General features: G+C 66.0%; 23 protein-coding genes. 6 read left to right on the top strand and 17 right to left on the bottom strand.

Features of this window, described 5'->3' with window-relative positions; genetic code table 11:
* Positions 1-121 precede the first annotated feature (121 nt).
* From RBB39_RS15095 to RBB39_RS15025, 15 genes are all read right to left on the bottom strand, one after another.
* On the bottom strand, positions 122-2,971 hold the full coding sequence (locus RBB39_RS15095; protein ID WP_045993507.1) for an HD domain-containing phosphohydrolase: 2,850 nt from the start codon (positions 2,969-2,971) through the stop codon (positions 122-124).
* 160 nt (positions 2,972-3,131) lie between these two features.
* On the bottom strand, positions 3,132-3,893 hold the full coding sequence (locus RBB39_RS15090; RefSeq protein ID WP_045993508.1) for a sulfite exporter TauE/SafE family protein: 762 nt from the start codon (positions 3,891-3,893) through the stop codon (positions 3,132-3,134).
* A 249-nt stretch (positions 3,894-4,142) separates the two neighbouring features.
* Entirely contained in the window at positions 4,143-5,480 is a 1,338-nt protein-coding gene (locus RBB39_RS15085) for a VOC family protein (RefSeq protein WP_045993509.1), read from the bottom strand.
* A 283-nt stretch (positions 5,481-5,763) separates the two neighbouring features.
* On the bottom strand, positions 5,764-6,492 hold the full coding sequence (locus tag RBB39_RS15080; RefSeq protein ID WP_045993549.1) for an amino acid ABC transporter ATP-binding protein: 729 nt from the start codon (positions 6,490-6,492) through the stop codon (positions 5,764-5,766).
* A gap of 77 nt (positions 6,493-6,569) precedes the next feature.
* A complete protein-coding gene (locus tag RBB39_RS15075) occupies positions 6,570-7,646 on the bottom strand; it encodes an amino acid ABC transporter permease (RefSeq protein ID WP_045993550.1) in 1,077 nt (358 codons plus the stop codon).
* A gap of 159 nt (positions 7,647-7,805) precedes the next feature.
* Complete coding sequence (locus RBB39_RS15070; RefSeq protein ID WP_157033075.1) at positions 7,806-8,981, bottom strand: amino acid ABC transporter permease; 1,176 nt, start codon at positions 8,979-8,981, stop codon at positions 7,806-7,808.
* A gap of 155 nt (positions 8,982-9,136) precedes the next feature.
* Positions 9,137-10,174 (bottom strand): amino acid ABC transporter substrate-binding protein, encoded by a 1,038-nt coding sequence (locus RBB39_RS15065; RefSeq protein ID WP_045993511.1) that lies wholly within the window; start codon positions 10,172-10,174, stop codon positions 9,137-9,139.
* 282 nt (positions 10,175-10,456) lie between these two features.
* On the bottom strand, positions 10,457-12,064 hold the full coding sequence (locus RBB39_RS15060; RefSeq protein ID WP_083970483.1) for a nitrite reductase: 1,608 nt from the start codon (positions 12,062-12,064) through the stop codon (positions 10,457-10,459).
* Complete coding sequence (cobA, locus tag RBB39_RS15055) at positions 12,061-12,864, bottom strand: uroporphyrinogen-III C-methyltransferase (protein ID WP_045993512.1); 804 nt, start codon at positions 12,862-12,864, stop codon at positions 12,061-12,063. Before cobA ends, RBB39_RS15060 begins: the two co-directional genes overlap by 4 nt.
* A 13-nt stretch (positions 12,865-12,877) precedes the next feature.
* Positions 12,878-14,056 carry a heme d1 biosynthesis radical SAM protein NirJ gene (gene nirJ / locus RBB39_RS15050; RefSeq protein WP_045993513.1) on the bottom strand — a complete coding sequence of 393 codons (1,179 nt, stop codon included), beginning with the start codon at positions 14,054-14,056 and terminating at the stop codon, positions 12,878-12,880.
* Positions 14,044-14,592 carry an AsnC family transcriptional regulator gene (locus tag RBB39_RS15045; protein ID WP_045993514.1) on the bottom strand — a complete coding sequence of 183 codons (549 nt, stop codon included), beginning with the start codon at positions 14,590-14,592 and terminating at the stop codon, positions 14,044-14,046. Before RBB39_RS15045 ends, nirJ begins: the two co-directional genes overlap by 13 nt.
* Positions 14,567-15,103 carry an Lrp/AsnC family transcriptional regulator gene (locus tag RBB39_RS15040; RefSeq protein WP_239452570.1) on the bottom strand — a complete coding sequence of 179 codons (537 nt, stop codon included), beginning with the start codon at positions 15,101-15,103 and terminating at the stop codon, positions 14,567-14,569. Before RBB39_RS15040 ends, RBB39_RS15045 begins: the two co-directional genes overlap by 26 nt.
* 16 nt (positions 15,104-15,119) lie before the next feature.
* Positions 15,120-15,656 carry an Lrp/AsnC family transcriptional regulator gene (locus RBB39_RS15035; RefSeq protein WP_045993515.1) on the bottom strand — a complete coding sequence of 179 codons (537 nt, stop codon included), beginning with the start codon at positions 15,654-15,656 and terminating at the stop codon, positions 15,120-15,122.
* Positions 15,653-16,144 (bottom strand): Lrp/AsnC family transcriptional regulator, encoded by a 492-nt coding sequence (locus tag RBB39_RS15030; RefSeq protein ID WP_045993516.1) that lies wholly within the window; start codon positions 16,142-16,144, stop codon positions 15,653-15,655. The genes RBB39_RS15035 and RBB39_RS15030 overlap by 4 nt, the downstream gene beginning before the upstream one ends.
* A gap of 62 nt (positions 16,145-16,206) precedes the next feature.
* Positions 16,207-17,931 carry a nitrite reductase gene (locus RBB39_RS15025; protein WP_083970485.1) on the bottom strand — a complete coding sequence of 575 codons (1,725 nt, stop codon included), beginning with the start codon at positions 17,929-17,931 and terminating at the stop codon, positions 16,207-16,209.
* Positions 17,932-18,594: 663 nt separating this feature from the next.
* Between RBB39_RS15025 and RBB39_RS15020 the strand changes: the two genes are divergently transcribed.
* From RBB39_RS15020 to RBB39_RS14995, 6 genes are all read left to right on the top strand, one after another.
* Entirely contained in the window at positions 18,595-18,945 is a 351-nt protein-coding gene (locus tag RBB39_RS15020) for a cytochrome c (RefSeq protein ID WP_052704405.1), read from the top strand.
* Positions 18,942-20,267, top strand: coding sequence for a cytochrome D1 domain-containing protein (locus RBB39_RS15015; protein ID WP_275041605.1), 1,326 nt, complete (start codon positions 18,942-18,944; stop codon positions 20,265-20,267). Before RBB39_RS15020 ends, RBB39_RS15015 begins: the two co-directional genes overlap by 4 nt.
* A 16-nt stretch (positions 20,268-20,283) precedes the next feature.
* Entirely contained in the window at positions 20,284-20,754 is a 471-nt protein-coding gene (locus RBB39_RS15010) for a hypothetical protein (RefSeq protein ID WP_052704406.1), read from the top strand.
* 98 nt (positions 20,755-20,852) lie between these two features.
* Positions 20,853-21,419, top strand: coding sequence for a cytochrome c oxidase subunit 3 (locus RBB39_RS15005; RefSeq protein ID WP_045993557.1), 567 nt, complete (start codon positions 20,853-20,855; stop codon positions 21,417-21,419).
* Positions 21,420-21,424: 5 nt separating this feature from the next.
* On the top strand, positions 21,425-21,844 hold the full coding sequence (locus RBB39_RS15000) for a hypothetical protein (protein ID WP_052704407.1): 420 nt from the start codon (positions 21,425-21,427) through the stop codon (positions 21,842-21,844).
* Positions 21,841-22,188: a hypothetical protein gene (locus RBB39_RS14995; RefSeq protein WP_045993517.1), complete on the top strand. Its 348-nt coding sequence runs from the start codon at positions 21,841-21,843 to the stop codon at positions 22,186-22,188. The genes RBB39_RS15000 and RBB39_RS14995 overlap by 4 nt, the downstream gene beginning before the upstream one ends.
* Before the next feature lie 40 nt (positions 22,189-22,228).
* Here the strand turns inward: RBB39_RS14995 and RBB39_RS14990 are convergent, their stop codons facing one another.
* Together RBB39_RS14990 and RBB39_RS14985 are read right to left on the bottom strand one after the other, a co-directional pair.
* Entirely contained in the window at positions 22,229-22,429 is a 201-nt protein-coding gene (locus RBB39_RS14990) for a hypothetical protein (RefSeq protein ID WP_052704412.1), read from the bottom strand.
* 5 nt (positions 22,430-22,434) lie between these two features.
* Positions 22,435-24,420: a nitric oxide reductase activation protein NorD gene (locus RBB39_RS14985; RefSeq protein WP_045993519.1), complete on the bottom strand. Its 1,986-nt coding sequence runs from the start codon at positions 24,418-24,420 to the stop codon at positions 22,435-22,437.
* Between the last annotated feature and the right edge of the window lie 5 nt (positions 24,421-24,425).

The raw sequence follows: 24,425 nt of genomic DNA, 5'->3' as shown, positions 1-24,425 counted from the left end.
AGGCAAACGGGACTTTCAAGCGTGACGAAACGCCCTAAGCCGAAAGGGGTAGCGCTCTCTCCACTATATGTGCAGATCTGCAGACGCGTATCCCGAACACAGCGGCAGGCTCCACGTTAGGTCAACGCCGAGCTCGGGCCCGGATGGCATCGATATCGACCTGGTCGATCTGTCGGTCGGCCACAAAGGTATCGGCGTAGCGCCGCCACACGCCGCTATCCAGCAGCAACTCGAAGACCGCCGGGTCCAGGTGGCCGTCCTTGACCATGTCAGCCAGGATCTCCAGTGCGCGGGACAGCGGCAGGCCACTCTTGTAGGGACGATCGGAGGCGGTCAGCGCCTCGAACACATCCGCCAGCGCCATGATCCGCTCTTCCAGGCTGGCCTCGCCGAGTCGCAGCCGCCGCGGATACCCCTGTCCGTCCATGCGCTCATGGTGATTGCCGGCGATCTCCGGCACTCGCTTCAGGTGAGCGGGCCAGGGCAGAGACTCGAGCATGATGATGGTCTGGATCACGTGCTCCTGCATGCGGAAGCGTTCGACGTCGTTGAGCGTGCCCCGGGCGATGCACAGGTTGTAGAGCTCCCCCTGATGCTCCGCCAGGGACGGCGGCTCCATCGAAAAGCCCCAGTGATTGTCGGGGTCCTCGGGATGCACCGGGGGACAGGGACGCTGCCAGGCAATGCGATGACGGGGCAGATCGGCAAGCAGACATTCTTCTGAAGGCAAGGCGCGACGGGGTTCTTCGGCCATGTTGTCCAGTTCGGCCCGCGACAGCCCCAGGCGGTCATCGAAGTAACGCAGCCAGCGCCACTCGCCGATGGTCTTCAAGCGCTGGCAGTCGGCCTCGCTCATCGCCTCGCGGCCATGGTTGGCCTCGGCGACGCAGGCGTAGGCCTCCTGCAGCTCCTGGCGCCGACGCTGCAGTACCTGGTCAAGCTTTGTTGCTTCGCCCCCCTGGGCGATGGCGCGCCAGTAATCGAGTTCGGCGTCTCGCCACAGCACCTCGAAGCGGGTACGGATCTCGTGGATCCGGTTGTAACGGGTCTCGAGCTTGGTGGCCTTCTCCATGATGTGGTCTGGGGTGGTCAGCTTGCCGCAGTCGTGCAGCCAGGCCGCCAGGTGGAAGGTGGCGCGCTCTTCCTCGCTGAGGTGAACCGCAGCAAAAGGGCCCTGGCGCGCCCGGTCCACCTCATCGATCAGCATCTCCGCCAGCTGCGGTACCCGGGTACAGTGTCCACCGGTGTGGGGTGACTTGGCATCGGTGGCCCTGGCGACCAGCTGAATCATGGCGTCCAGCAGACGCGCCTCGCCCTCGAGCAGGCGGCGCATGTCGATGGCCACCGCCGCCACCGATGACACCTCGGCGACGAAGGTGCGCCACTGGTCATCATCCTGACCACCGTCCCGGTGCGCCAGCAGCAGTATCCCGAGACGCTTGCCGGCGCGGTCGCGCAGCGACTGCACCAGATACCCTTGCGCCTCCAGCGCTCGCCGCACCTCCAGCAGAGGGCCCGAGTCCTGGTCGACCTCGAGCGTCGCCGGCAAGGAGGCATCGCCCCATCCCTGACCCGCCTCGGCGACCGGCGACAGGCGGCCGGAACTGTCCTCATTGGCCAGATAGATGACCCCGTGGTGGCTGCCGGTGACGTTCAACAGCTCATCGAGGATGCCGTCGAGCATCACGTCGAGTCGGCGCTCGCGTCCCAGCATGCGATTGATGCGCCGAAACTCGCCGACGCGATGCACCAGAGTGTCCAGCGCACCGGACAGGTGAGCCACCTCGCGCACCCGGGAGTCGACCCCGCGATAGGCATCGAGGTCGAACTCGGAGATGGTCCGTACCTGCTCACCCAGTTCGCGCAGTGGGCGCCCGAGTCGGCGACCCAGCAGGATGCCGAGTGGCACCATCAGCGTCACCAGCCCCAGCGACAGCAACAGACGGTGCCACAGGGATTCACGCAGGCTCGCCATCAGCTCCCGCTCCGGCATGGCCACCAGCAGCCAGGCCAGTCGACTGCCGAGCATGTCGAAGGGCAGCGCCAGCCCCCACCAGTACTGCTCACCACAGAAGTAACGGACCGGCGTCGCCAGCACCCCCTGATCCTTGAGCTCGATCAACGGCGCCTCGCCCAGATCCTCCAGCGAGGTCCCCGGCAACAGCGCCGCATCCTTGTCCGCGTTGTGGGCGAGCACATCGCCCTCGGGGGTAGTGATGGCCAGCAGTGACCCCTGGGTGGTGGCAAACGCATGGATTTCCTTACCGAGATCCGCGGAGGTCATGTCGATGCCAAGCACGGCGCGTCCATCACGGGATCGCTGGGACAGGGTGACGCCCTGCTCACCGTTGGTGAAGAAGGTATAGGGCGCCGATAGCTGCGGGCCGTGCTCGTCCAGCGCCTGACGAAACCAGGGTCGATCGCGCGGGTCCAGGCCGTGGCTCTCGATGGCGATGCGACGTAGCTCCCTCGCCTCATCGTCGAGTACCTGCCAGTAGCCAGCCATGCCTTGCCGCCTGTCGCCGTGCAGGATCAGCGCCAGGTAAGTGCCACCGGCCAGATTCAATGAGTCGGATACTGCCCCGGGCGACAGTCGCTCGATGGCGCGAACCATCAGAAAGTCGCCGTTGTCGGAGCCGATGTAGGCGCCTCCCAGCACCTCCTGGGCGTCGACCACCGCCGCCAGCATGGGCAGTAGATGATCGCTTCGGGCACTGTCGAAGTTCTCGATGCTCGTTTCTCTGCTCAGCACACCGAGCATCGCCCTGGAAGGTTCGATCAGCGAGCGGGTCTTGACCTCCACCGTCGCCGACAGCTGCTGGCTGGATCGCTGCAGCGCCTCGACCAGCGAGTCCCGAGCCTGATCCCACGACTGCCACAGCAGCAGACCGGCCATCATCAGCGTCATGCCGACGATGGAGGCAGCGATAAGCCATTGGATCGGGAGTTCACGGCGGGCAAATAGAGGCATTGAAGGACTCGAGGGTGGCAGTCGACCAGCAGTGACGACTACCTATCACTCTATGCCAATTCAGCCGCTCTGGAGCGGGGGGCAACTACCCCCTATGCACTACTTCGCCCACATCTTTCGTCTTGACCCTCGCCCATGGCGGCCGTGCCTGCCCAGACGTTCAGGTCAGCAGCCGCGTCATGCCCAGCCACACCAGACGCAGCGACAGCGCGGTCAACACCACCCGGAATCCGGTGTCGAAACGCCGCTCCGACACGTGATGCAACAGGCGCAGTCCAAGCCAGGTGCCCAGCACCCCGACGCCGATCATCAGCAGGATCAACCACAGCCAGTCGGCGAACAGGAAACCGGCGACGCCGAAGACGAAGGCCTTGGTCAGGTGCTGGAAGGTCATGCAGGCGGCGAAGGTGGCCACCGTGCCCTGGCGGGAGTTGCCGTGCTGCTTGACGAAGGCCGCCACCATGGGCCCACTGGCGCCGACAAAGCTGGACAACAGGGTGGTGACGGCGCCGGCGATCAGGGTGCCCAGGCGGCCCAGGGCGCGCTTGGGCAGCCCCGGCCCCCACAGGGTATAGAGCACAAAGGCGGCAATCGACAGTTCCAGCACCCCGCTGGGCAGGCGGATCAGCAGCCAGCCGGCCACCAGGGCGCCGACCAGGGCACCGGGGACAAAGGTCGCCAGCAGCGGCCAGTGGACGTGCCGCCAGCTCATGGCCAGGCGTCCGCCGTTGGAGCCCAGCTGGACCATGCCATGCACCGGAATCAGCGCCGCCGCCGGCATCACCTGGGCCATGGTCATGATCAACAGGGTGCCGCCGCCCACGCCCAGCGACGCGCTGATCATCGAGGTGACACCGGACAGCAGGATCAGGCCGAGACTGACGACGGGGGACAGCGGCGAGATAGCGGCGAGCCACTCCATGGCGACAAACTCCTGAGACAAGAAAAGCCAGAAGCTTACCTTTGTGTGCCACGGCTCGCACTCGCTGACGACCTGCCCGCCAACATCGCCTCGCTACCCGCAACGCCAACGCCAACGCCGATCGATCTTCCGGGCGGAAGATCGATCGGCGCGGGTACTTTCCGTGAAGGCAAGAGCCGTGACGACAGGATCAGCGATGGGCACATTCAGCGGCTGATACAGAGAAGAGGCTCAGGCCAATCATCAGGATCAGCGTTTCAGGCCAAGCGCCGCCAGGGATTCGCGCTCGCGGCGGGCGTAGAGCTCGAGTTCATCGCGCACCGAGGCCCCCAGCGCCGCCTCGAAGGCGTCACGGTTGGCGTTGCCCTGCCCCACCGCACTCTCCTCACCGCCCAGGTTGGACTGGAAGATGCCCGCCGCCGACACCGGCAGAAAGTCCTCGTAGGTCAGCGGTTCGGCCACCACCTTGCCGGCGGCGATCTGTACCTCCACAGAGGTGTCACCGTCGAACTCGTCTACCGCACGGTAGACGAAGTAGGCCAGGCCCTCGCGGCGCAGGGTGGTCTCGTCATCAGGGAAGTCGGCGAAGACCTCGGCCAGGCGAGCCTGATGGGCGGCGTTGTCCAGCCCCTGGGGCGCCTTGCGGGCCTCGCCCAGCAAGCGGTCATAGAGCGCCCGGCCCTTGGGGGTCAGGGCTACACCACGCTGCTCGATCTCGCCGAAGCGGGCGGTATGGCTACCCTCGGCGTCACCGACGAAACGGGTGGTCTCTTCCAGCGCCTTGAAGCTGGTCTGACGCAGCAGGATCGGACAGGCGCGCCGGGGCGGGCCCTCGATCACCGCCTTGGGCGTCATGCCATGCTCGGGCATCCGGCGCTGGGCCTCGTCGATGTCCAGGGTACGCGGGGTCAGATGGTTGATGTGCGGGCCACGGAAGCACACCACATCGGCGATCAAACGGTGGGCCGAGTGCAGCCGCTCGTAGGTGGCGCGGTCCACGGTGGCGTCCTGGTGCCAGCGGAAGGTCTCCAGGGCTTCGGCGACGAAGCGCTCGGCCTGTTCCTCGGTGAGGCCACCCTGCTGCTCGAAGGTGGCGATCAGTTCACGCACCCCCGGAGTGAAGATGTCGCGCTTGGCCAGGATCTCGCTGGCCAGGGTGCGCAGCTCGACGTCCTCGATCAGCTCGAGGCGCAGCAGCGAGGTAAACAGGCGGAAGGGATTGCGTGCCAGGGCCTCGTCGGTGACCGGGCGAAAGGCGGTGGAGTGCACCGGCACCCCGGCCTCGGACAGGTCGTAGTAGCCCACAGGGAACATCCCCATCACCGCAAACAGGCGCCTCAGGGTGGCGAGTTCCTCGGCCGTGCCCACCCGGATCGCACCGTGACGCTCGACGCCCAGGCGAGCGTGCTCGCCGCTGGCCTCGAGCCGCTCGGCCAGCGCCGGATCAGCCTCGAGGGTCTGCCGATTCACCTGCTCGACCAGTGACAGCAGGGTGCCGTACTGGGGCACCTCGGCCTGGTACATGGCCGACATGGCAGAGGCAAAGCGGTCACGAATCTCGTCGGCGGTCACAAAGTCGGAAGACATCCGGGCTCCTATCGGTTGGCAGGCGGTGATGCCACCGATAAGACCAGAGCGGGGAGGCGGCGACAAACGAAAATTATCGCTGGTTGTATTCCTTCAAGGAATGCCACGGCGGTGGTCGCCGCCATCGCTCTCGACACTCCGCGCCTTTATCGGCGCAGTCTTTCTCGCAGCGACGCCATGGGAGCCACCCCGCGCTACCAGTCCTCCAGCTTATGTGCCCCGCTGCTGTCGCCCCCGTCCGCCTTGCCGCGCTCTGCGCGAGCAAGCGCGCGGCCAGGGCGCCTCAGTGCCCCAGGATCTGACTCAGGAACAGCTGGGTACGCTCCGAGCGCGGGTTGTTGAAGAACTCCTGGGGCGGCGCCTGCTCGATGATCTGGCCCTGATCCATGAAGATCACCCGGTCGGCCACGGTCTTGGCGAAGCCCATCTCGTGGGTCACGCAGAGCATGGTCATGCCTTCCCGGGCCAGCTCGATCATCACGTCCAGCACCTCCTTGATCATCTCCGGGTCCAGCGCCGAGGTGGGCTCGTCGAACAGCATCACCTCCGGGCGCAGACACAGCGCGCGCGCGATGGCCACGCGCTGCTGCTGGCCGCCGGACAGCTGGCCCGGGTACTTGTGGGCCTGGTCGGCGATCTGCACCCGCTCGAGAAACTCCATGGCGGTGGCCTCGGCCTCGCGCCGGGGTTTCTTCTGTACCCAGGTCTGGGCGATGCAGCAGTTGTCGAGCACCGACAGGTGAGGGAACAGATTGAAGTGCTGGAACACCATGCCGACGTGCCGGCGGATCTGTTCGATGCGCTTGACGTCCTGGGTCATGTGCACCCCGCCCACGGTGATGCGGCCCTGCTGGTGTTCCTCCAGGTGATTGATGCAGCGGATCAGGGTGGATTTGCCGGACCCCGAGGGCCCGCACACCACGATGCGCTCCCCTGGCTGCACGGTCAGGTCGATGTCGCGCAGCACGTGGAAGTCCCCGTACCACTTGTTGAGGCCGTCGATCTCGATCATCGGCGTGTTCGAATCCGCCGTGGTCGCCGCTTGAGCAGACATGGCTGCCTCCCGATCAAATTTGTTGTTGTGGGCCGTCAATGGCCGGTATGTAGACGCCGTTCGATATATTGGCTGTAACGTGACATGCCGAAGCAGAAGATCCAGAACATCAGCGCGGCGAACACGTAGCCCTCGGTGGCGAAGCCCAGCCAGTTGGTGTCGGTGAGCCCGGCACGGATGATCGCCAGCAGGTCGAACAGGCCGATGATCAGCACCAGTGAGGTGTCCTTGAACAGCGCGATGAAGGTGTTGACGATGCCCGGGATCACCAGCTTGAGCGCCTGGGGCAGGATGATCAGGCCCATCCGCCGCCAGTAGCCCAGGCCCAGCGCCTTGGCGGCCTCTTCCTGGCCTCTGGGGATCGCCTGCAGGCCGCCACGCACCACCTCGGCCATATAGGCGCTCCAGAAGAACATGATGCCGATCAGTGCGCGCAGCAGCTTGTCGAACTCGACCTCGCTGGGCACGAACAGCGGCAGCATCACCGAGGCCATGAACAGCACCGTGATCAAGGGCACGCCGCGCCAGAACTCGATGAACACCACCGACAGGCTGCGCACCAGTGGCATCTGCGAGCGCCGGCCCAGCGCCAGGATCACCCCCAGCGGCAGCGAGCCGACGATACCGACGATGGCCACGGTCAGGGTCAGCATCAGCCCGCCCCACTCACGGGTGGGCACCGCCGGCAGGCCGAAGTGGCCTCCCAGCAGCAACAGCCAGGCGATCACCGGAAAGCCGACCAGGGCGAAGATCACCACCCAGCGCTTGGCCGGCAGTCGGGGAATCATCAGCCAGGCGATGGTGGCCACCAGCAGCGCCAGGGTGATATCGACGCGGTAGCGCTCGGTCTCGGGGTAGAAGCCGTAGACGATGGTCTCGAAGCGGGCGCTGATGAACACCCAGCAGGCGCCCTCGCCGGTACAGGCTTCGCGGGTGGTGCCGATCCAGTCGGCGTCGATCAGCGCCCACTGCACCAGCGGGGACAGCGCCCATACCAGCACCGCCAGGGTGATCAGCGAGACCACCGAATTGAGCGGGGTCGAGAACAGCCGGCTGCGGAGCCAGCCGGTGACACCATGGCGCGCCACCGGCGCCGGCCGGGCGGCGATCATCGAATGCTCGGTGGACGCGGCAGCCGGCGCCACCTCGGGCTCACTCGGGGGGTGCACCGGGGACTGGGAAGGAGGTGTGGGACGCTCGGTCATGGCAGCAGTCCTCCAACGAAGACAGGCAAGCGGCTCATGGCAGAGCGCATGGTTGGCGTATTCATCTCAGCGCTCCTTGAGCAGGGTCCGGGCGTTGTAGACGTTCATCAACGCCGACACCACCAGACTGATGGTCAGGTAGACCGCCATGGTCATGGCGATGATCTCTATCGCCTGGCCGGTCTGGTTGAGGCTGGTACCGGCGAACACCGCCACTAGGTCGGGATAGCCGATGGCGGTCGCCAGCGACGAGTTCTTGATCAGGTTCAGGTACTGACTGGTGAGCTGCGGCACGATCACTCGCATCGCCTGGGGGATGACCACCTTGCGCAAAGTGATGTTGCCCGGCAGGCCGATCGCCCGGGACGCCTCGATCTGCCCCTTGGGCACCGACTGGATCCCTGAACGCACGATCTCGGCGATAAAGGAGGCGGTGTAGATCGACAGCGCCAGCCACAGTGCCATCAGCTCCGGGATCACGGTGATACCGCCGGAGAAGTTGAAGCCCTTGAGCGACGGCACGTCCCAGGCAAGCGGGCTGCCGCTGGCCACGAACACCAGCAGCGGCAGGCCAATGATCAGGGCGCTGCCGAGCCAGTACACCGGCAGCGCCTTGCCGGTACGCTGCTGCAGCCGTCTGGCGTAGATACCAAGGGCCACCACCGCCAGGATCGCTGCCACCAGCGCCAGCTGGGTCAGGCCGAAGCCTGGCTCGGGCACCGGCACCGGCACGATCAGCCCGCGCACATTGAGAAAGAACGCCTCGAGCAGCGACATGCTCTGGCGCGGACTGGGCAGGGCCTGGAGCACGGCGAAGTACCAGAACAGGATCTGCACCAGCAGCGGAATATTGCGGAAGGTCTCGACGAAGGCCGCCGCCAGGCGAGCCAGCAGCCAGTTGGGCGACAGCCGGGCGATACCCACGGCGAAGCCGATCAGGGTGGCGGCCAGAATGCCGAGCCCGGACACCAGCAGGGTATTGAGCAGCCCCACCACGAAGGTGCGGGCATAGCTGCTGTCGCCGGAGTAGTCGATCAGGGTCTGGGGGATCGAGAACCCGGCGCGCTCACCGAGGAAGTCGAAACCGGTGGTGATGCCCCTGGCCTCAAGATTGGTCAGGGCATTGCCGATCATCATCGCGATCAGCGCGGCGAGGCCTGCCAGCAGCAGCGCCTGGATGATCAGCGCACGAAAGGCAGGACGCCGCCATAGCGGCGTCCGTTCGATAGGGGGCGTGGACATGGGCGAGCCTCTTGCTGGACGACGCTTGCCTCCGGCCCGTCTCGCGGCCGTGGGCATTCACCCGCGAACGGCGAGGGGGCCGGCGCGCGACGTCGTCGCTCTATCCGTCATGGGTCGGACGACCCCGGCCATGGCCGGGGTCGCAGCGGACAGTATCAGCGGATCGGCGGGGCGTAGAGGATGCCGCCTTCGTTCCACAGGGCGTTCATGCCACGGCTGATGCCCAGCGGTGAGTTCTCGCCCACGGTATCGGCGAACACCTCACCGTAGTTGCCCACCTGGGAGACGATGTTGTAGGCCCAGTCGTTGGTCAGACCGAGCTGCTCGCCGTAGGTGCCGTCGACACCCAAAAGGCGCGCCACCTGGGGATTGGGCGGATCATTCTTCATCTGCTCGGCGTTGTCGCTGGTGATGCCCAGTTCCTCGGCATTGACCATGGCGAAGACCGTCCACTTGACGATGTCGAACCACTGGTCGTCACCCTGGGCAACCACCGGGCCCAGCGGCTCCTTGGAGATCAGCTCGGTGAGGATCTCGACGCTGTCCGGTTCCGGCAGCTGCAGGCGCAGGGCGCTGAGCTGGGAGGTGTCCGAGGTGAGCACGTCACAGCGCCCGCTGGCGAAGCCCGAGGCGGTCTGGTCCGGGGTATCGAAGGTCACGGTGTTGATGTCGATGCCCTTGGCCGGGAAGTAGTCCGCCAGGTTGAGCTCGTGGGTGGTGCCGGACTGGATACAGATAGAGGCACCGTTCAGGTCCTCGAGGCTTTCGATGCCGAGATCCTTGGCCACCATGAAGCCCTGACCATCGTAGAAGGTGGTCGTCGTGAAATTGAGGCCCAGGGAGTTGTCCCGGGTGGCGGTCCAGGTGGTGTTGCGCGAGAGCACGTCGATCTCACCGGACTGCAGCGCGGTGAAGCGCTCCTTGGCGGTCAGCGGGGTGAACACCACCTTGTCGGCGTCGCCGAAGATCGCCGCCGAGATGGCGCGACAGGTTTCCACATCGAGTCCCTGCCAGTTGCCGTTCTCGTCCGGCGAGGAGAAACCGGACAGGCCGACGTTGACACCGCATTGGAGTTCGCCGCGGGAGGTGACTTCGTCCAGGGTGGCGGCCGAAGCACTGCTCGTCACGCCCAGCGCCGCTGTGGATAGCGCGGCGAGGGAGAGGGTCAGCAACGTCTTGTTATTGTGTCGCATGGATTCAACTCCAGTAATGGATGAGCGTTGTACGCCCATTCACTATCCGAGCCTCGGCCGGCGTGGTCAATGCTGGTGTCGACGTTTGTTTTAAACGATGGATTGAAGATCGATGGCAGCCCCCATCGAAAAGAGGCCCGGGAGGAGCGTGCCCGCTGGCACGCCCCCTCCGGGCAAGACGCACTCTTCTCCTGCACCAGGCCCGCCTTGTATCAGGACAGCGCCACGTCCTTGGGCGTTGTCCGTAAAGACGCCGAGCGCAGGCACTTTTCACATAGGCCTCTAGTGCGAGGTGCCCTCTTCGTAGTGGGTCTTGTTCCACACGTTGTACTTGCCTGACGGCTTGTCCATCGGCACCCGGGTGATCTCCTCGAGGGTATCGGCGTCGTAGGCGATCACCGCGCCGTCGCGCTCCCACAGGCTCAGCAGCAGGGTCTCGCCGTCACGGTCGAACTCCACGTGGGCAGACGTCTTGCCCTGCTCCGGGATCAGGGTGCGCACGATCTCGAGGCTGTCCTTGTCGATCACGTGGACACGATCACGGTTGGGCCCGAAGAACACGTCGGTCCAGGCGTAGCGGGAGTTTTCGTGGCTGCGCATGAAGAAGCCCGGTCCGTCGGTATGCAGCGTCTTGATCAGCGAATAGTCGTCCATGTCGATGATCGAGACTTCCGGCTTGGCCAGGTGGGGAATCGCCATCACCCGACGTCCGCCGGTCTCCCAGGTGATGCCGGAACCCAGATGGGGCATGCCCGACAACGGCAGGTCGGCCAGCTTGTCGCCGCTGTCCAGGTCGATGACCATGGCCCCATCGCCACCGCGGGAGGCGCCGATGACGCGGCGGTACTCGGGGTCGAAGAAGAAGTCGTCGAGGTAGTCCGGCACCGGCAGACGCCGGACCTCGAAGCTCTCGCCCCTGGCCTCCAGAGCCTTGCGCGCGGGATCCAGCGGCTCGTCCATATGCCCCGTGGCCACCACCGCTTCAGGCGTCACCGGCCAGGGGATCTCCCACAGCTCCTTGACGTCCTTGAGCGCGGCGATAAAGCTCGAGCGCGGCGGCGCGGCGTAGACGGCGCTGACCCGGGAGCCGTTGCCTTCGGCGTCGGCGGCGGGATAGACCCGCATGGGATCGAGCCGGTGGGCGTCGAACAGCACCAGGTTGCCCGGCAGGGTGTTGGCGGCCATCACGTAGCGGCCATCGGCGGACACCGCGATATTGCGCATATTGATGCCGGCGCGGACTTCGGCCACCACGGCGAAGTGATAGAGATCGAACTTGGTGATCCAACCGTCGCGGGAGCCGAAATAGACGTAGCGGCCATCCGGGCTGTACTTGGGCCCGCCATGCAGGGCAAAGCGGGTAGGGAAGCGCGCCAGGAGCTCGAAGGTATCGCCGTCGAGCACGCTGGCGTGGTGATCGCCGGTCTCTACCACCACGAACAGATTCTGCGGATCGGCGTCGAACTCGGGCGTGTCGCCAAGGCTGCCGGGGGGATGCGACACCACCTGGCTTGCACGGATATCGTCGAGCGTCCAGTCGGGGGTCACCGGCGGGTCACTCAGCACCCAGTCGCTCAGCGCATCGACCTGGGCCTCGGCAAGCGTGTCGGTAAAGCCGGGCATCTGGGTCGCGGGGCGGCCATCGGCGATCACCCGACGAACCTCTTCGGGCTTGATACGCCCCAGGTTCTGGGGCAGCAGCGCTGGTCCCATGGCGCCCAGACGATCGGCGCCATGGCAGCTGGCGCAGTGATCCTGATAGAGCTGCGGCGGCGCCGAATCTGTCGCCTGCGCCTCGGCCGATACTGGCATCAAACCCAGCATCAAACCCGGCACCAGACTCGGCATCAGCCCGATCAGGGCCGCGCCCAGCAGTCTTGCCGTGTTCATGCCACCGCCTCCGTCATGGCGTCCATATCGAGTCGCCCGGCCAGGGACACCACCTCGCCCACCACGATCAGCGTCGGCGGTTTGAGCCCCTCGGCCTGGATGGTCTCCGGTAACTGGCCCAGACGGGTGATCACCCGGCGCTGTTCCCGGGTGGTGCCGCGTTCGATCAGCGCCACCGGCTGGTCGGCGGGCAGGCCGTTGGCGAGCAGTTCGCGGCGAATCAGCTCGGCGTTGGTCAGCCCCATGTAGAACACCAGGGTGTGGCGGCGACTGGCCAGCGAGCGCCAGTCGAGATCGAGGCTGCCGTCGGCGCGGGCGTGCCCGGTGACGAAGGTCACCCCCTGGGCGTGGTCGCGATGGGTCAGCGGAAAGCCGGCGTAGGCGCTGCAGCCCTGGGCCGAGGTGATTCCCGGCACCACGCGAAAGGGAACCTGGTTGTCCACCAGCATCTCGGCCTCTTCGCCGCCGCGCCCGAAGATGAAGGGGTCGCCGCCCTTGAGGCGCACCACCCGCTTGCCGGTCACCGCCAGGCGCACCAGCAACTGGTTGGTTTCCTCCTGGGTCAGGGCGTGGCAGCGCGCCGCCTTGCCCACGTAGAAACGCTGGGCCGCCTTGGGCGCCAGCGCGAGCACCTCCGCTGACACCAGGCGATCATAGACCAGGCAGTCCGCCTGGCTGAGCAGGTACAGCGCGCGCAGGGTCAGAAGGCCGGGGTCACCGGGGCCGGCGCCGACGATGGCCACCTCGCCGGAGGCGAGCGGCGCTTCGCCGAGCTGGTCGTAGAGGGCTTGCAAGGACATGGTGATCTCCCGTTCAACCGGTCGTCAGAATCATCTTTGGCGAGACGGCATCGGTCAGGCCGATCTCGTCATCGTCGAGGTAGCAGCCCGGGTCCTCGGCCCAGGGATCGCCCAGGGTCTTGAAGGCGCGCACCCGGGTATTGCCGTTGCAGATCGGCAGGTAGCGACAGGCGCCGCAGCGTCCCTTGAGCGGCCGCGGACGACTGCGAAAGCCCTGCATCAGATCGTCGTCGGCCTCGCACCAGATTTCCGAGAAAGGCCGCTCACGTACATTGCCGAGATGGTGGTCCCACCAGAAGGAGTCCGGGTGGACATTGCCCAGGTTGTCGATATTGGCGATGTACTCGCCGCTGGCGTTGCCGCCCCAGGCGAGCAGACGCGCCTCGAGATCGGCGACCCGCTCGGGGAAGTGGCGCCTGGCCCAGTGCAGCAGGAAGGGGCCGTCGGCGTCGTTGTTGCCGGTGACGTACTCGCGCCGGATACCCACCTCGAGTTCGGCGCGACAGCGGTCGAACAGTCGGGTCATGGCGTCGCGGGTCATCTCGTGCCAGGCGTCGTGCTTACGGTGACGATGACCGCGTCCGCCATAGTTGAGGTGTGACAGGTAGAACTTGTCGACGTCGTGCTCGGCGGTCAGCGCCAGGATGTCGTCGAACTGGGCGTAGTTGTCCCGGGTCAGGGTGAAGCGCAGCCCCACCTTGATGCCCCGTTCCTTGCACAGCCGGACTGCGGCCATGGACTCGCGAAAGGCGCCACGACGCTGGCGGATCTGGTCATGGGTCTCCTCGAGGCCGTCGATGCTGATGCCGACGTAGTCGTAACCGGCATCGGCGATGGCGTCGATGTTGTCCTCGGTGATCAGGGTGCCGTTGGTGGACAGCCCGGTGTACAGCCCGAGTTCCTTGGCCCGGTGCGACAGTTCGAAGATGTCGGGGCGCATCAGCGGCTCGCCACCGGACAGGATCAGCGCCGGCACCCGGAAGGCCTTGAGGTCCTCGAGCACCCTCAGCGCCTCCTCGGTGGACAGCTCACCGGCGAAGTCGACGTCGGCCGACACCGTGTAGCAGTGCCGACAGGTCAGGTTGCAGCGGCGAATCAGATTCCAGATCACCACCGGGCCTGGCGGGGTGCGGGCAGGCGCCAGTGGCGTCGGCTCGAGCAGGCTGTCGATGTAGCGGGTCACTCGGAACATGGCGAGGCTCCCTTGGCGGTGGCGAGCCGTAGCCCGGTCTTCTTGAGGATGCGGCTGCTGTAGAGAATACGGTGGTCGCGGCAGGCGTCGCCCAGCCATTCACGCAGCCGCTCGGCCTGGGCCTCGACCTCGTCGCGGTGGTGGCCGTGCAGCATCACGAACAGGTTGTAGGGCCAGTCCGGCAAGCGGCGAGGCCGCCGGTAGCAGTGACTGACGCCCGGCCAGTCGGCCAGCTGCCGGCCGAGTTCATCGATGCGCTGATCATCGACGTCCCACACGGTCATGCCGTTGGCCAGGTAGCCCAGGCGATAGTGGTTGGGTACCGCGGCGACGCGGCGCACGACGCCGGTCAGGCGCAGTCGCTGAAAGCGCGCCAGCACCTCCTCGCCGCTCATGCCGATGGCCGCGCCCACCGCCGCCCAGGGGTCGGCCACCAAAGGCAGGCCCGCCTGGGTGGCTTCGATCAGGGCGCGGTCGCCGTCGTCCAGCACAGAGACGTCGTCGCGGCCCCTAGACGGGCAGGTGGAGATGGACATGGAACTCCTCCTCCTTGGGCAGGTTGATCACCTCGAGCCCGGTGGCCTCGGTGATGGCCTCGATCACCGAGGCGACGCGGCCGGGGCGATCACAGGCGATGACGAACCACATGTTGTAGTGGTGCTCGCGGCGATAGTTGTGGGCCACCTCGGGGAAGGCGTTGACGACCTCGGCGACGCGCTCGAAGTCGGCTTCCGGCACAGCCAGGGCGGCCAGCGTCAGGGCACCGCCGAGACGCTCGGCCTGGAACATCGGGCCAAAGCGACTGAGAATCCCTCGATCGAGCAGCGACGACAGGGCGTCGAGCAACTCGCGCACCCCGAGCCCCAGCTCCAAGGCCAGGTCGCCGTAGGGGTCCGGGGTCAAGGGCACACCCAACTGCAGGCGGTTGATGATCCGACGCTCTACCTCAGACAGCGCAGCCACCGCGTCATGGCGAGCGGTGGCAGCGTCGTGTGGATGGCGGTCGGGGTCGCCGGGAAAACCCCGGGACGGTGTTTCTGAGCTCATGGCTCCTCCGGGGGTGTCATGGTTCCTCGGGCGTGTAGCGTCCGCCGCGCTGGCGATAGGCCTGGCGGCTGAACAGCACCTGGTGGTCGACGTCTTCGAGGCCATGGCGCTGGATCAGCGCACGGATCTGGGCCTCGACACGCACTCGCCGGACGCCGTGGATCATGCAGAACAGGTTGTAGGGCCAGCCGAGGCGACGCACCCGCTGGTAGCACAGGGTGACCTCGGGCTCAGCGGCCAGACGCCGGCCTACCTCGTCGACGCGATCATCGGGCAGGTTCCATACCACCATGGCGTTGGCGGCGAGGCCCAGGCGGCGATGGCGGACCACCAGGCCGAAGCGTTTGATGAAACCGCTGTGCTGCCAGTGCCCGATCCAGGTGCGGACCTCCTCGACGCTCAGGCCGGTCTGCTCGGCCAGCACCTTGAACGGCTCAGGCACCAGCGGCAGCCCTTGTTCCAGACAGGCCCTGAGTCTGATCAGACGGCGATCCTGAGCCTGCAGCGGGCTCGCCGGACGGCGCTCAGCGGTGGACGTGACGGCCTCGATCATGCTTCCTCCAGCTCCGCCCAGGGCAGGGCGAAGGCCAGGTCGATGTGATAGCTCTGGACCATGGGCAGACGCAGCAACGGAGTGGCCAGTTCGGCCTCCAGCCGCGTCAGGCGCAGTTCCAGGCTGGTGCTGTCCGGCGCCGTCACCACGAACCACAGGTTGTAGCGGTGCTCGCGCCAGTAGTTGTGGTTGACCCCGGGGCAGGCGTTGATGATCTGTGCCACCGCCTCCCGGCGATGGTCCGGCACGGCCACCGCCACAAGCTCGCTGGCGCCGGCCTGGCGGTGATCGAACACCGCGCCGACACGGCCCACCACGCCCAGGTCACACAGACGCTGCAGGCGTTCGATCAACGCCTGTTCATCCAGTCCGAGCTCTTCGGCCATGGCCGCAAAGGGACGCTCCACCAACGGCAGCGATCGCTGATAGCGATCGATCAGACGCCGGTCGATGCGGTCCAGGTCGTCGACCACCTTGTCGGTTGCCATGGCCATCTCCCGAAAAGCGAAAAATTGGGGCGGGCCGCCCGTGCGAGCGGCCCGCGAGGACGTCAGTAGACGTCGTGCTGGGTGTTGTAGACGTTGAACTTGCCGGTCGGCGTGACCAGTCGCTCGTCCTTGATCACCGCTTCCAGCTGCAGCGTCTCGTCGTCGACCACCACCAGCGCGGAAGACTGATCGGCGGTGTTCCACACCGAGAACCAGACCTCGTCGCCGGCACGGTTGTACTCCGGCTGCACCACCCGCTTGGGTCCTTCGCCGAGATCCGCCCAGTCGGCGATCGGCAGCACCTGGAAGCCCTCTTCCAGGTCGTTGACGTCATACACGGCAACGCTCTGGCTGATGGCCTCGTCGGGGTTCAGCGCGGTGTCCACGTAGAGGTGCTCGGACTCGGGGTGGGTCTTGATGAACAGCGAGCCGCCGCCCTGACCTTCCAGGGTGCGCACCACCGTCCAGGCCTGGTCCGGATGACCTTCCGGGTCGGTACCGATCAGCGAGATGGTGTTGTCGCCCAGATGGCTGGTAGCCCACACCGGCCCGAACTCGGGGTCGACGAAGTTGGCGCCACGTCCCGGGTGCGGGGTCTTGCCCACGTCGATGATCGCCTCGAGCTCACGCTCCTTGGCATCGATGACGACGATCTGGTTGGACTGGTTGGCGGCGGTCATGAAGTAGCGACCGCTGCTGTCCCAGCCACCGTCGTGCAGGAAGCGGGAGGTGTCGATCTCGACGCTGGACAGGGCGTCCAGGTTCTCGTAGTTGACCAGACGGACCTTGCCGGTTTCCTTGACGTTGACGATGAACTCCGGGTGCTGATGGGACGCCACGATGGCCGCCACACGGGGCTCCGGATGGTACTCCTGGGTGCCCACCGTCATGCCGCGGGTGCTGACGATCTTCTTCGGCTCCAGGGTCTCGCCGTCCATGATCACGAACTGCGGCGGCCAGTAGGTGCCGGCGACCGCGTAGGTGTCCTCGTAGCCCTCGAACTTGGAGGTCTCCACCGAACGCGCCTCGAGACCCACCTTGATCTCGGCCACGGTGGTCGGCTCTTCCATCCACAGGTCGATCATGTCGACCTTGGCGTCGCGACCGATGACGAACAGGTAGCGCCCGGAAGCGGACATCCGCGAGATGTGCACCGCGTAACCGGTATCGATGACCTTGACGATCTCCTTGCTGTCGCCGTCGATCAGGGCGATCTGGCCGGCGTCACGCAGGGTCACCGAGAACAGGTTCTCCAGGTTCAGGTCGTTCATCTGCTCGGTGGGGCGATCTTCCGGCGCCACGAACACGGTCCAGCTGTCCTTCATGTCGGCCAGGCCGAACTCCGGGGGTACCGGTGGCTCATGCATGACGTAGTTCGCCATCATCTCGATCTCGTCATCGGTCAGCTGGCCGGAGGTACCCCAGTTGGGCATACCGGCCGGTGAGCCGTAGGTGATGAAGGTCTTGAGATAGTCCATGCCGCGTTCACGGGTGATGTCGGTGGTCAGCGGCTTGCCGGTGGCCCCCTTGCGCAGCACGCCATGACAGCCGGCACAGCGTTCGAAGTAGATCTCCTTGGCGTGATCGAACTCTTCCCGCGTCATCGCAGGGGCGCCCTCTTCATCGGGCATCATCACCGCCGCCGGGTCGACGCCGGACGGATTGCTCTGGTAGGCCGCCTCTTCCGGAGACAGGTTCTTCTCGGCGCCATGGGCGCTTCCCAGGCCTGCAATCACGATGGCTATCGCTGCGGCAAGGGGCTTGAGAGTCGTGACGCTTCTGGTCATCTTTTCACCTCGAGTCATGATCCACGTGTCTTTCATCCTGTCGCCAATGTCGTGCCACAAGATGAAAATGTCGCCAGGTTTTCCGCTTTCTCTTGAGCGAGTTATTTCCCTTGGTACGGCAATCCCTTCCCTGGATAAGCGACACATCTTCCTTCCAGATGAAGGCGGCGAAGAGGCCCGCTCTCTTCGCGTTTGCCCTGCCTACCATGGAAGCGCGCATTCCCGACGATTTCACTGGGTCTCTTGCCGACTCTTGACCCCTATCAACAATCACTCCTCCGCGCACCACCAGAAATTTTTCCCCTTTAATTTCTTAAGCTTAATGACCAAATAAGACTTTCGGAGCTACCTCGAAAGGAGCATTTCAGTACTTTTTGATCAAGACGTTGACGCGCATCATCCAATGGCTCCAGCCGCTATCGACAGCAGGACGAAACTCGACTACTGCTTGCCACTTCAAGAAACACCAATACCTTCGGGATAAAACGACGACCCATATCAATAAACATTTTCGATGAATCAAGGACACTGTCGGGTCCTACAGGGACCTTCGCCGGGGGACACTTGTCGATGGCAACACCTATTTCCCAGCACCCTTTCAGGTGCCATGCGTGCTCAGTGCTTTTGCCACGATGGCGTGCCGCCCTCGCCTGCCTTCTGCTGATGGGAGCATGGGCTGTCGATACATCGGCGGCGCCAGCGCCCAGCGCCTCGTCGATACACAAGACCAGCGCTGCGACAGATACCAACGGCGCAGCAGTGGACCCGGAGGCGCTCGGCAACCTGCTCCTTCAGGACTGCGGTTCCTGTCACGGCATGACCCTCAAGGGGGGGCTCGGCCCAGCTCTCACCCAGGAGCGCCTGGCGGTCTACGACGTCGACACCCTGACCACCATCATCCTCGAAGGCCTGCCCGGCACCGCCATGCCGCCCTGGCGCGATCTGCTGAGCGCCGAAGAGGCCCGCTGGATCGCCGAGACGCTCAAGCACACCGACGCTCAGGAGCTCCCATGAGGCACCGTTCTGCATTGCCCCATCCCCCCGCCGCCGCCGGTCTGCGGCGCTTTCACGCCCCGGGCTTCATGCTTGGCCTGGCCCTGGCCTGCGGCCTGATCGCCTGGGGCCAGAGCCCGCACGGCTCAGCCGCCATTGCCCACAGCACCGACGCCGGCACGCCGGAGGCCAGCTGCGCCAACCTCGCCACCGGCGGACTCGGGGTCGTGGTCGAACGCGCCGATGGCCGCCTGGCCCTGGTCGACCGCCGCCAGCATCGCGTGATCACTCGTGTCGAGGGGCTGGGTGATCTGTCCCACGCTTCGGTGAAGTTCTCCAGCGACGAGCGCTTCGCCTACGTGTTCGGCCGCGACGGCGGTCTGACCAAGGTGGATCTGGTGTGCGCCACCATCGACAAGAGAGTGCTGCAGTCCGGCAACAGCATCGGCGGGGCCATCTCCCAGGATGGCCGCATCATCGCGGTGGCCAACTACGAGCCGGGCGGCGTGAAGCTGTTCGACGCCGACAGCCTTGAGCTGTTGGCCGAGGTAGCGGCGCGCTACACCCAAGATGACGGCAGTCAGGCGCTGTCCAAGGTGGTCGGCCTGGTCGACGCCCCGGGCAACCGCTTCGTCTACAGCCTGTGGGATGCCAACGAGATCCAGGTGCTCGACGCCTCGACGCTTATCGCGGACGAACAAGGTGCCAGCGAGCTTCCCGCCATCACCCGCTTCTCCGATATCGGCGAGAAACCCTACGACGCCCTGATCGATCCCATCGGGCGCTTCTACGTGGCCGGCCTGTTCGGCGAAGACCACCTGGCGCGGCTCGATCTGTGGCATCCCGAGAACGGGGTCGAGCCGGTCCTGTCCGGCTATCGCCAGGGCGACGACAAGCTGCCGGTGTACAAGATGCCCCACCTGGAGGGCTGGACCATCGCCAACAACCACGCCTGGTGGCCGGCGGTGGGTCGCCACGAGGTGCTGATGGCGAACCTCGACGACTGGCGCCTGGAGCGACGAATTGCGATGCACGGGCAGCCGGTGTTCGTGATGAGCCGGCCGGACCAGCGCCAGCTGTGGGTCAACTTCGCCCACCCCGACAACGATGTGGTCCAGGTCATCGACAGTGAAAGCGGCGAGGTCATCCGCACCCTGACCCCAGGCCAGGCGGTACTGCACATGGAGTTCAGCCCGCGCGGCGAGGAGGTCTGGATCTCGGCGCGGGACTCCGACCAGGTGGTGGTCTATGACACCGCCACCTTCGAGCGCCTGGCGACCCTGGAGGCCGAGTCGCCCAGTGGCATCTTCTTCACCGATCGAGCCCATCGCATCGGCCTGTAGGCCGCGGGAGAACGCCATGCACCCTGCTTCGCTGGAAACTCGCCAGTCGCAATCACAACAGACAACCGTCGTCACGACGCCTTCCGGGCAGCGCAAGGTGCTGCTGCTCTACGCCCTGATGCTGGGCAGTGTCATGGCGGTGGTGACCGCCCCCGTCAGCGCACTCGTCACTCATCTTTGGCTGGCCATCAGAAGACCCACCGATGCGGTGCTGGTGAGCCACCTGCGCTTTCAGCTGGCGACCTTCTGGTACGGCGTGCTGGCCGGGGCGATCGGACTCGGCCTGTGGGGGCTGATCGGCCACATCGACCTGCCGGGGCTCACCGGCTGGGCTTACGGCTATCTGGGCTTCACCCTGGCGCTCATCTGGATGGTGGGACGCTGCGCCCTGGGCATCCGCCGGCTGTTGCACCACCTGCCCGTCCCGCGCCCCCTGTCCCCGCTGCTGGGTGGCTGCCGCGTGCGCTTTACGGACAGCGACCGGTGAACCTCGATCGCGGCGCCTCTGGCATGCCGGGCTCTGGTTCTCAGGACTCTGGTTTGCAGGGCTCTGGTTTTCAGGGTTCTGGCGTTCCGGGCTCTGGCTTGCCCAATCCTGGCTGGGGGCCGCTGTCGGGCCTGCCGGGCAACCCGCTGATCTGGGTGCTGATCATCAGTGAGCTGCTGGTGTTTGCCGCCTTCTTTGGCGTCTTTGCCTGGCAGCGGGTACTCGACCCCGTGGGTTTTCTCGCCGGGCAACGCCATCTCGAGCCGCTGCTTGGCGGCCTCAATACCCTGGTGCTGCTGACCAGTGGCCTTGCTGCGGCGATGGCGGTCACGCAGTCCCAGTGTCCACCCCACGCCCTGCGCGAGCGCCGGATACGCCAGTGGCTGGCGCTGGCCGCAGCGCTGGGCATGGCCTTCTGTCTGATCAAGGCCAGCGAGTATCACCTCGAGTTCTTCACCGGCCCACTGCCGGACAGCGGCAACTTCTTCACCTTCTACATCGGCCTGACCGGCTTCCACGCCGCCCACGTCATCTTTGGCCTGTGCCTGCTGGGCGTCGCGATATGGCGCCCGCGAGCGGACACCGTGGAGACCGTCTGCGCCTTCTGGCACATGGTCGATCTGATCTGGGTACTGCTGTATCCCCTGCTCTATCTGGTGCGGTGACGACAATGCATGACACGGATACTCAGCGCAGACGCCTGTGGCGCACCTGGGCCCTGCTGATGGGCATGACCCTCATCGCCATGGTCAGCGGCGCGCTGCATCGCGGCCCGCTGGCGCTCTGGGCCCTGGCGCTGGTGCTCATCGCCAGCCTGGTCAAGGCGCAACAGATTCTCTCCATCTACCTCAACCTGCGTATTGCCCCTGCCTCCTGGCGAGGGGGACTCTTGGTACTGGTCGGGGTGATGGGGCTTGGGCTGGCGGCTGCGGGACTGCTGCCTCGCTGGATCGAGGCTCCTGGTGCGACCTCCGGTGCGACCTCCGGTGCGACCACCATCCCGGTCTCGATCCACAGCACCACAACGAATAACACCACTGATCGACACACTGAACGACACAACGAACGACAGGCACAGGAGCCCAGATGAACAAGGCCGTGGAAATCGACATGACCTTCGAGGAAGACCCCGGCGAGACCATTCGCCTGGTGGCGGTGGTCAACGACCGAGGCGACCTGACCTCGACTCAGGTCTACGGCTTCGCCCGCGACCGCGCGGAAGAGGAACTGGTGACCTACCCCTTCGTGCTGGATCGAGCGGGCGATGATCACTACCAGATCCGCTGGGGCTACGGCGACTGCACCGAGAGTGCGCTGAACTTCTCATCCCCCGCCGTGGCCCTTGGCCAGCGCGTCTATCGCGTCGACACCTACCGCACCGGCAGCGCCCGTTTCTGCTACGAGATCACCGCGATCAACGACCTGGTGCGCTGAGCTGCTAGCGACTGACGGCCAACGGCGAGCAACCGACCACTCAGCCCCACAGCGCCCAGCGTTCGAGCCGGCGCCATAGCCGCAGGGTGAGCCAGACCGCAAGGGGCACCAGCGCCATCAGCACGATGCCCCAGTCACGGTGATGGATCAGCCAGGCCAGCGGCGTGAACAGTATCAGCGCCGCAAGGCCGGCGGTGGCGAGCGCCAGCCGCTGGCGCCAGCGAGTCTGTGACGAAGACATGACGTTCATTGGGCCACCAGCTGTCGGTAGATTCCCGGCAGCGCCAGGGCGAGATGCTCCGGACGCGGCACGATGGCGTAGCCCCCTCGACCGAAGATGCGACCGAGATAGCGACTGGCCTCGCGATCGATGGTCACCCCGAATACCCGCACGTCTTCTCGCGCCGCCTCGCGCACCGCGTGGCGGGTGTCCTCGATGGCGTAGCGCCCCTCGTAGTAGTCGGTGTCGTTGGGCTTGCCGTCGGTCAGCACCAGCAGCAGCCGATGTCTTCTGGGGTGTTGGCCCAGCTCCCTGGCCAGGTGGCGAATGGCCGGCCCCATACGGGTGTAATGCCCCGGCGTCAGCGCCGAAATGCGGCGCTCCACCCGCTCGCCCATGGCCTCGTCGAAGGCCTTCAACCGCCTGACCCAGACCCGATGCCGGCGCTGGGAGGTAAAGCTGTGGATGCTGACGTCGTCACCGCAGCCGGCGATGCCGTGGCCCAGTACCATCAGCGCTTCCTGGGCCACGTCGAGCACGCGGCGACTTTCCAGCCAGGCATCGGTGGACAGCGACACGTCGATCAGGATGGACACCGCCAGATCACGCCCCTGGGGCCTGGCGTCGACGAACAGGCGGTCGCTGGCCTGACCGCCGGCGGCCAGGTCGCAGCGACTGCGGACCAGGGCGTCCAGGTCCAGCTCGTCACCGTCCGCCTGGCCCCGCAGCCACTCTCGCCGAGGCCGCAGGGCCTCGAACTGGCGGCGCACCCGGCGTACCCGGCGAGTGGCCGCCTCGTCGCCCTGCCAGGGCTCGCCCTCCTCGATGGCAGGTTCGGCGATCACCCGGCAGTGGGCCGGCAACAGCCGGCCCTTGCGGTAGTTCCACTCAGGATAGAGGTGCTCGACGCTGGAACCGGCGGCCAGCGACTCGCCACAGGCGGCGTCGGGCGCCAGGTCCAGCGACATCTTCAGCCGTGAGGCAGCCCGTCGCCGGTTGCGGCTCAAGGTGATCTCGTCGATCTGGTCGGCCGCCTCGCGCGCGGCGTCTTCCTCCTCGTCATCCAGGTGGCGGTTGACGTTGACCATCTCCGCCCAGGACAGCATCTTTTCCGAGGCATTGAGCATCAGCGGGTCGTCTCGCTCGGCCTGATCCTGATAGCGGCGCTCGGCCTTGCGCCGGGCACCTTCCACCTCGGCGGCCTGGGGCGGAGCCGTCTCTTCGTCCTCGTCATCCTCATCGGTCGACCTCGAGACGCACTCGAGCGTCGACGCCTCGCCCCACAGCGGCACCGGCAGAAAGGGCCGATACCCCCGTGGCGCGCGCACCGACGGGCGCCCTTGGTCATCCGCCGCCTGCAACCAGGACCACCACTGACGCGCGTCGCCTTCGGGACTGTCTTGCGTCTGGGCCTCGCTATCGAAGGATCGGTCGTCGCCCAGCAGGCGCCGGACCAGTGTCTCTACCGCAGCTTCTTGCGGAGGCAGGCCGCGGCGCCGAGGACGCACGGCGAGCAGCGCCTGGCACAGCCGGGCATGGCGCCGGACGAAGCCCGGGTAGCGCGCAAGCGTCACCTCGGTTGAGCGCCGCGCCTCGGCCAGGCGCACCAGATCCTGTTCAAGTGGATCGTCGCAGCGCGCCACGGGACGGCGCTCGGCCAGCGACATGGCCAGCCAGCGATATAGATCGCGATTGAGCTCAACCTCAGGCAACAGCGCCAGTCGCTGCGGCAGCAGCAGGTGCTCGTCGTCACGCCGCGAGACCTCCAGCGCCTCCTCGTCGAAGCCCAGGCGCTGACGCAGCGACAGACGATGGCGCGAGGCGCGCTTGCCGATCGCATCCAGGGTAACGCCGGGGTCGCCGCCGCTGGCGCGAAACAGCACCCCCAGCGAACGCGACACCTCATCGAGGGTCACCGCCGCCTCGGGATATTCAGAATAACTGGCGGCACGTGACGCCCAGCGGTGCCAATGACGGCCGACGAACTCCTCGACCTCGAGAAACTCCAGCATGGTCG

This window comes from Halomonas sp. MMSF_3323 (genome assembly GCF_030733595.1).
Taxonomy (GTDB): domain Bacteria; phylum Pseudomonadota; class Gammaproteobacteria; order Pseudomonadales; family Halomonadaceae; genus Halomonas; species Halomonas litopenaei.
The sequence above is the reverse complement of the archived record's forward strand: the minus strand, read 5'-3'. Positions and strand labels throughout refer to the sequence as shown.

Bases quoted from the DNA above. Each gene is read 5' to 3' on its own strand.
- RBB39_RS15095 (WP_045993507.1), bottom strand. From the start codon at position 2,971: ATGCCTCTATTTGCCCGCCGTGAACTCCCGATCCAATGGCTTATCGCT.
- RBB39_RS15090 (WP_045993508.1), bottom strand. From the start codon at position 3,893: ATGGAGTGGCTCGCCGCTATCTCGCCGCTGTCCCCCGTCGTCAGTCTC.
- RBB39_RS15085 (WP_045993509.1), bottom strand. From the start codon at position 5,480: ATGTCTTCCGACTTTGTGACCGCCGACGAGATTCGTGACCGCTTTGCC.
- RBB39_RS15080 (WP_045993549.1), bottom strand. From the start codon at position 6,492: ATGATCGAGATCGACGGCCTCAACAAGTGGTACGGGGACTTCCACGTG.
- RBB39_RS15075 (WP_045993550.1), bottom strand. From the start codon at position 7,646: ATGATCGCCGCCCGGCCGGCGCCGGTGGCGCGCCATGGTGTCACCGGC.
- RBB39_RS15070 (WP_157033075.1), bottom strand. From the start codon at position 8,981: ATGTCCACGCCCCCTATCGAACGGACGCCGCTATGGCGGCGTCCTGCC.
- RBB39_RS15065 (WP_045993511.1), bottom strand. From the start codon at position 10,174: ATGCGACACAATAACAAGACGTTGCTGACCCTCTCCCTCGCCGCGCTA.
- RBB39_RS15060 (WP_083970483.1), bottom strand. From the start codon at position 12,064: ATGAACACGGCAAGACTGCTGGGCGCGGCCCTGATCGGGCTGATGCCG.
- cobA (WP_045993512.1), bottom strand. From the start codon at position 12,864: ATGTCCTTGCAAGCCCTCTACGACCAGCTCGGCGAAGCGCCGCTCGCC.
- nirJ (WP_045993513.1), bottom strand. From the start codon at position 14,056: ATGTTCCGAGTGACCCGCTACATCGACAGCCTGCTCGAGCCGACGCCA.
- RBB39_RS15045 (WP_045993514.1), bottom strand. From the start codon at position 14,592: ATGTCCATCTCCACCTGCCCGTCTAGGGGCCGCGACGACGTCTCTGTG.
- RBB39_RS15040 (WP_239452570.1), bottom strand. From the start codon at position 15,103: ATGAGCTCAGAAACACCGTCCCGGGGTTTTCCCGGCGACCCCGACCGC.
- RBB39_RS15035 (WP_045993515.1), bottom strand. From the start codon at position 15,656: ATGATCGAGGCCGTCACGTCCACCGCTGAGCGCCGTCCGGCGAGCCCG.
- RBB39_RS15030 (WP_045993516.1), bottom strand. From the start codon at position 16,144: ATGGCAACCGACAAGGTGGTCGACGACCTGGACCGCATCGACCGGCGT.
- RBB39_RS15025 (WP_083970485.1), bottom strand. From the start codon at position 17,931: ATGACCAGAAGCGTCACGACTCTCAAGCCCCTTGCCGCAGCGATAGCC.
- RBB39_RS15020 (WP_052704405.1), top strand. From the start codon at position 18,595: ATGGGAGCATGGGCTGTCGATACATCGGCGGCGCCAGCGCCCAGCGCC.
- RBB39_RS15015 (WP_275041605.1), top strand. From the start codon at position 18,942: ATGAGGCACCGTTCTGCATTGCCCCATCCCCCCGCCGCCGCCGGTCTG.
- RBB39_RS15010 (WP_052704406.1), top strand. From the start codon at position 20,284: ATGCACCCTGCTTCGCTGGAAACTCGCCAGTCGCAATCACAACAGACA.
- RBB39_RS15000 (WP_052704407.1), top strand. From the start codon at position 21,425: ATGCATGACACGGATACTCAGCGCAGACGCCTGTGGCGCACCTGGGCC.
- RBB39_RS14995 (WP_045993517.1), top strand. From the start codon at position 21,841: ATGAACAAGGCCGTGGAAATCGACATGACCTTCGAGGAAGACCCCGGC.
- RBB39_RS14990 (WP_052704412.1), bottom strand. From the start codon at position 22,429: ATGTCTTCGTCACAGACTCGCTGGCGCCAGCGGCTGGCGCTCGCCACC.
- RBB39_RS14985 (WP_045993519.1), bottom strand. From the start codon at position 24,420: ATGCTGGAGTTTCTCGAGGTCGAGGAGTTCGTCGGCCGTCATTGGCAC.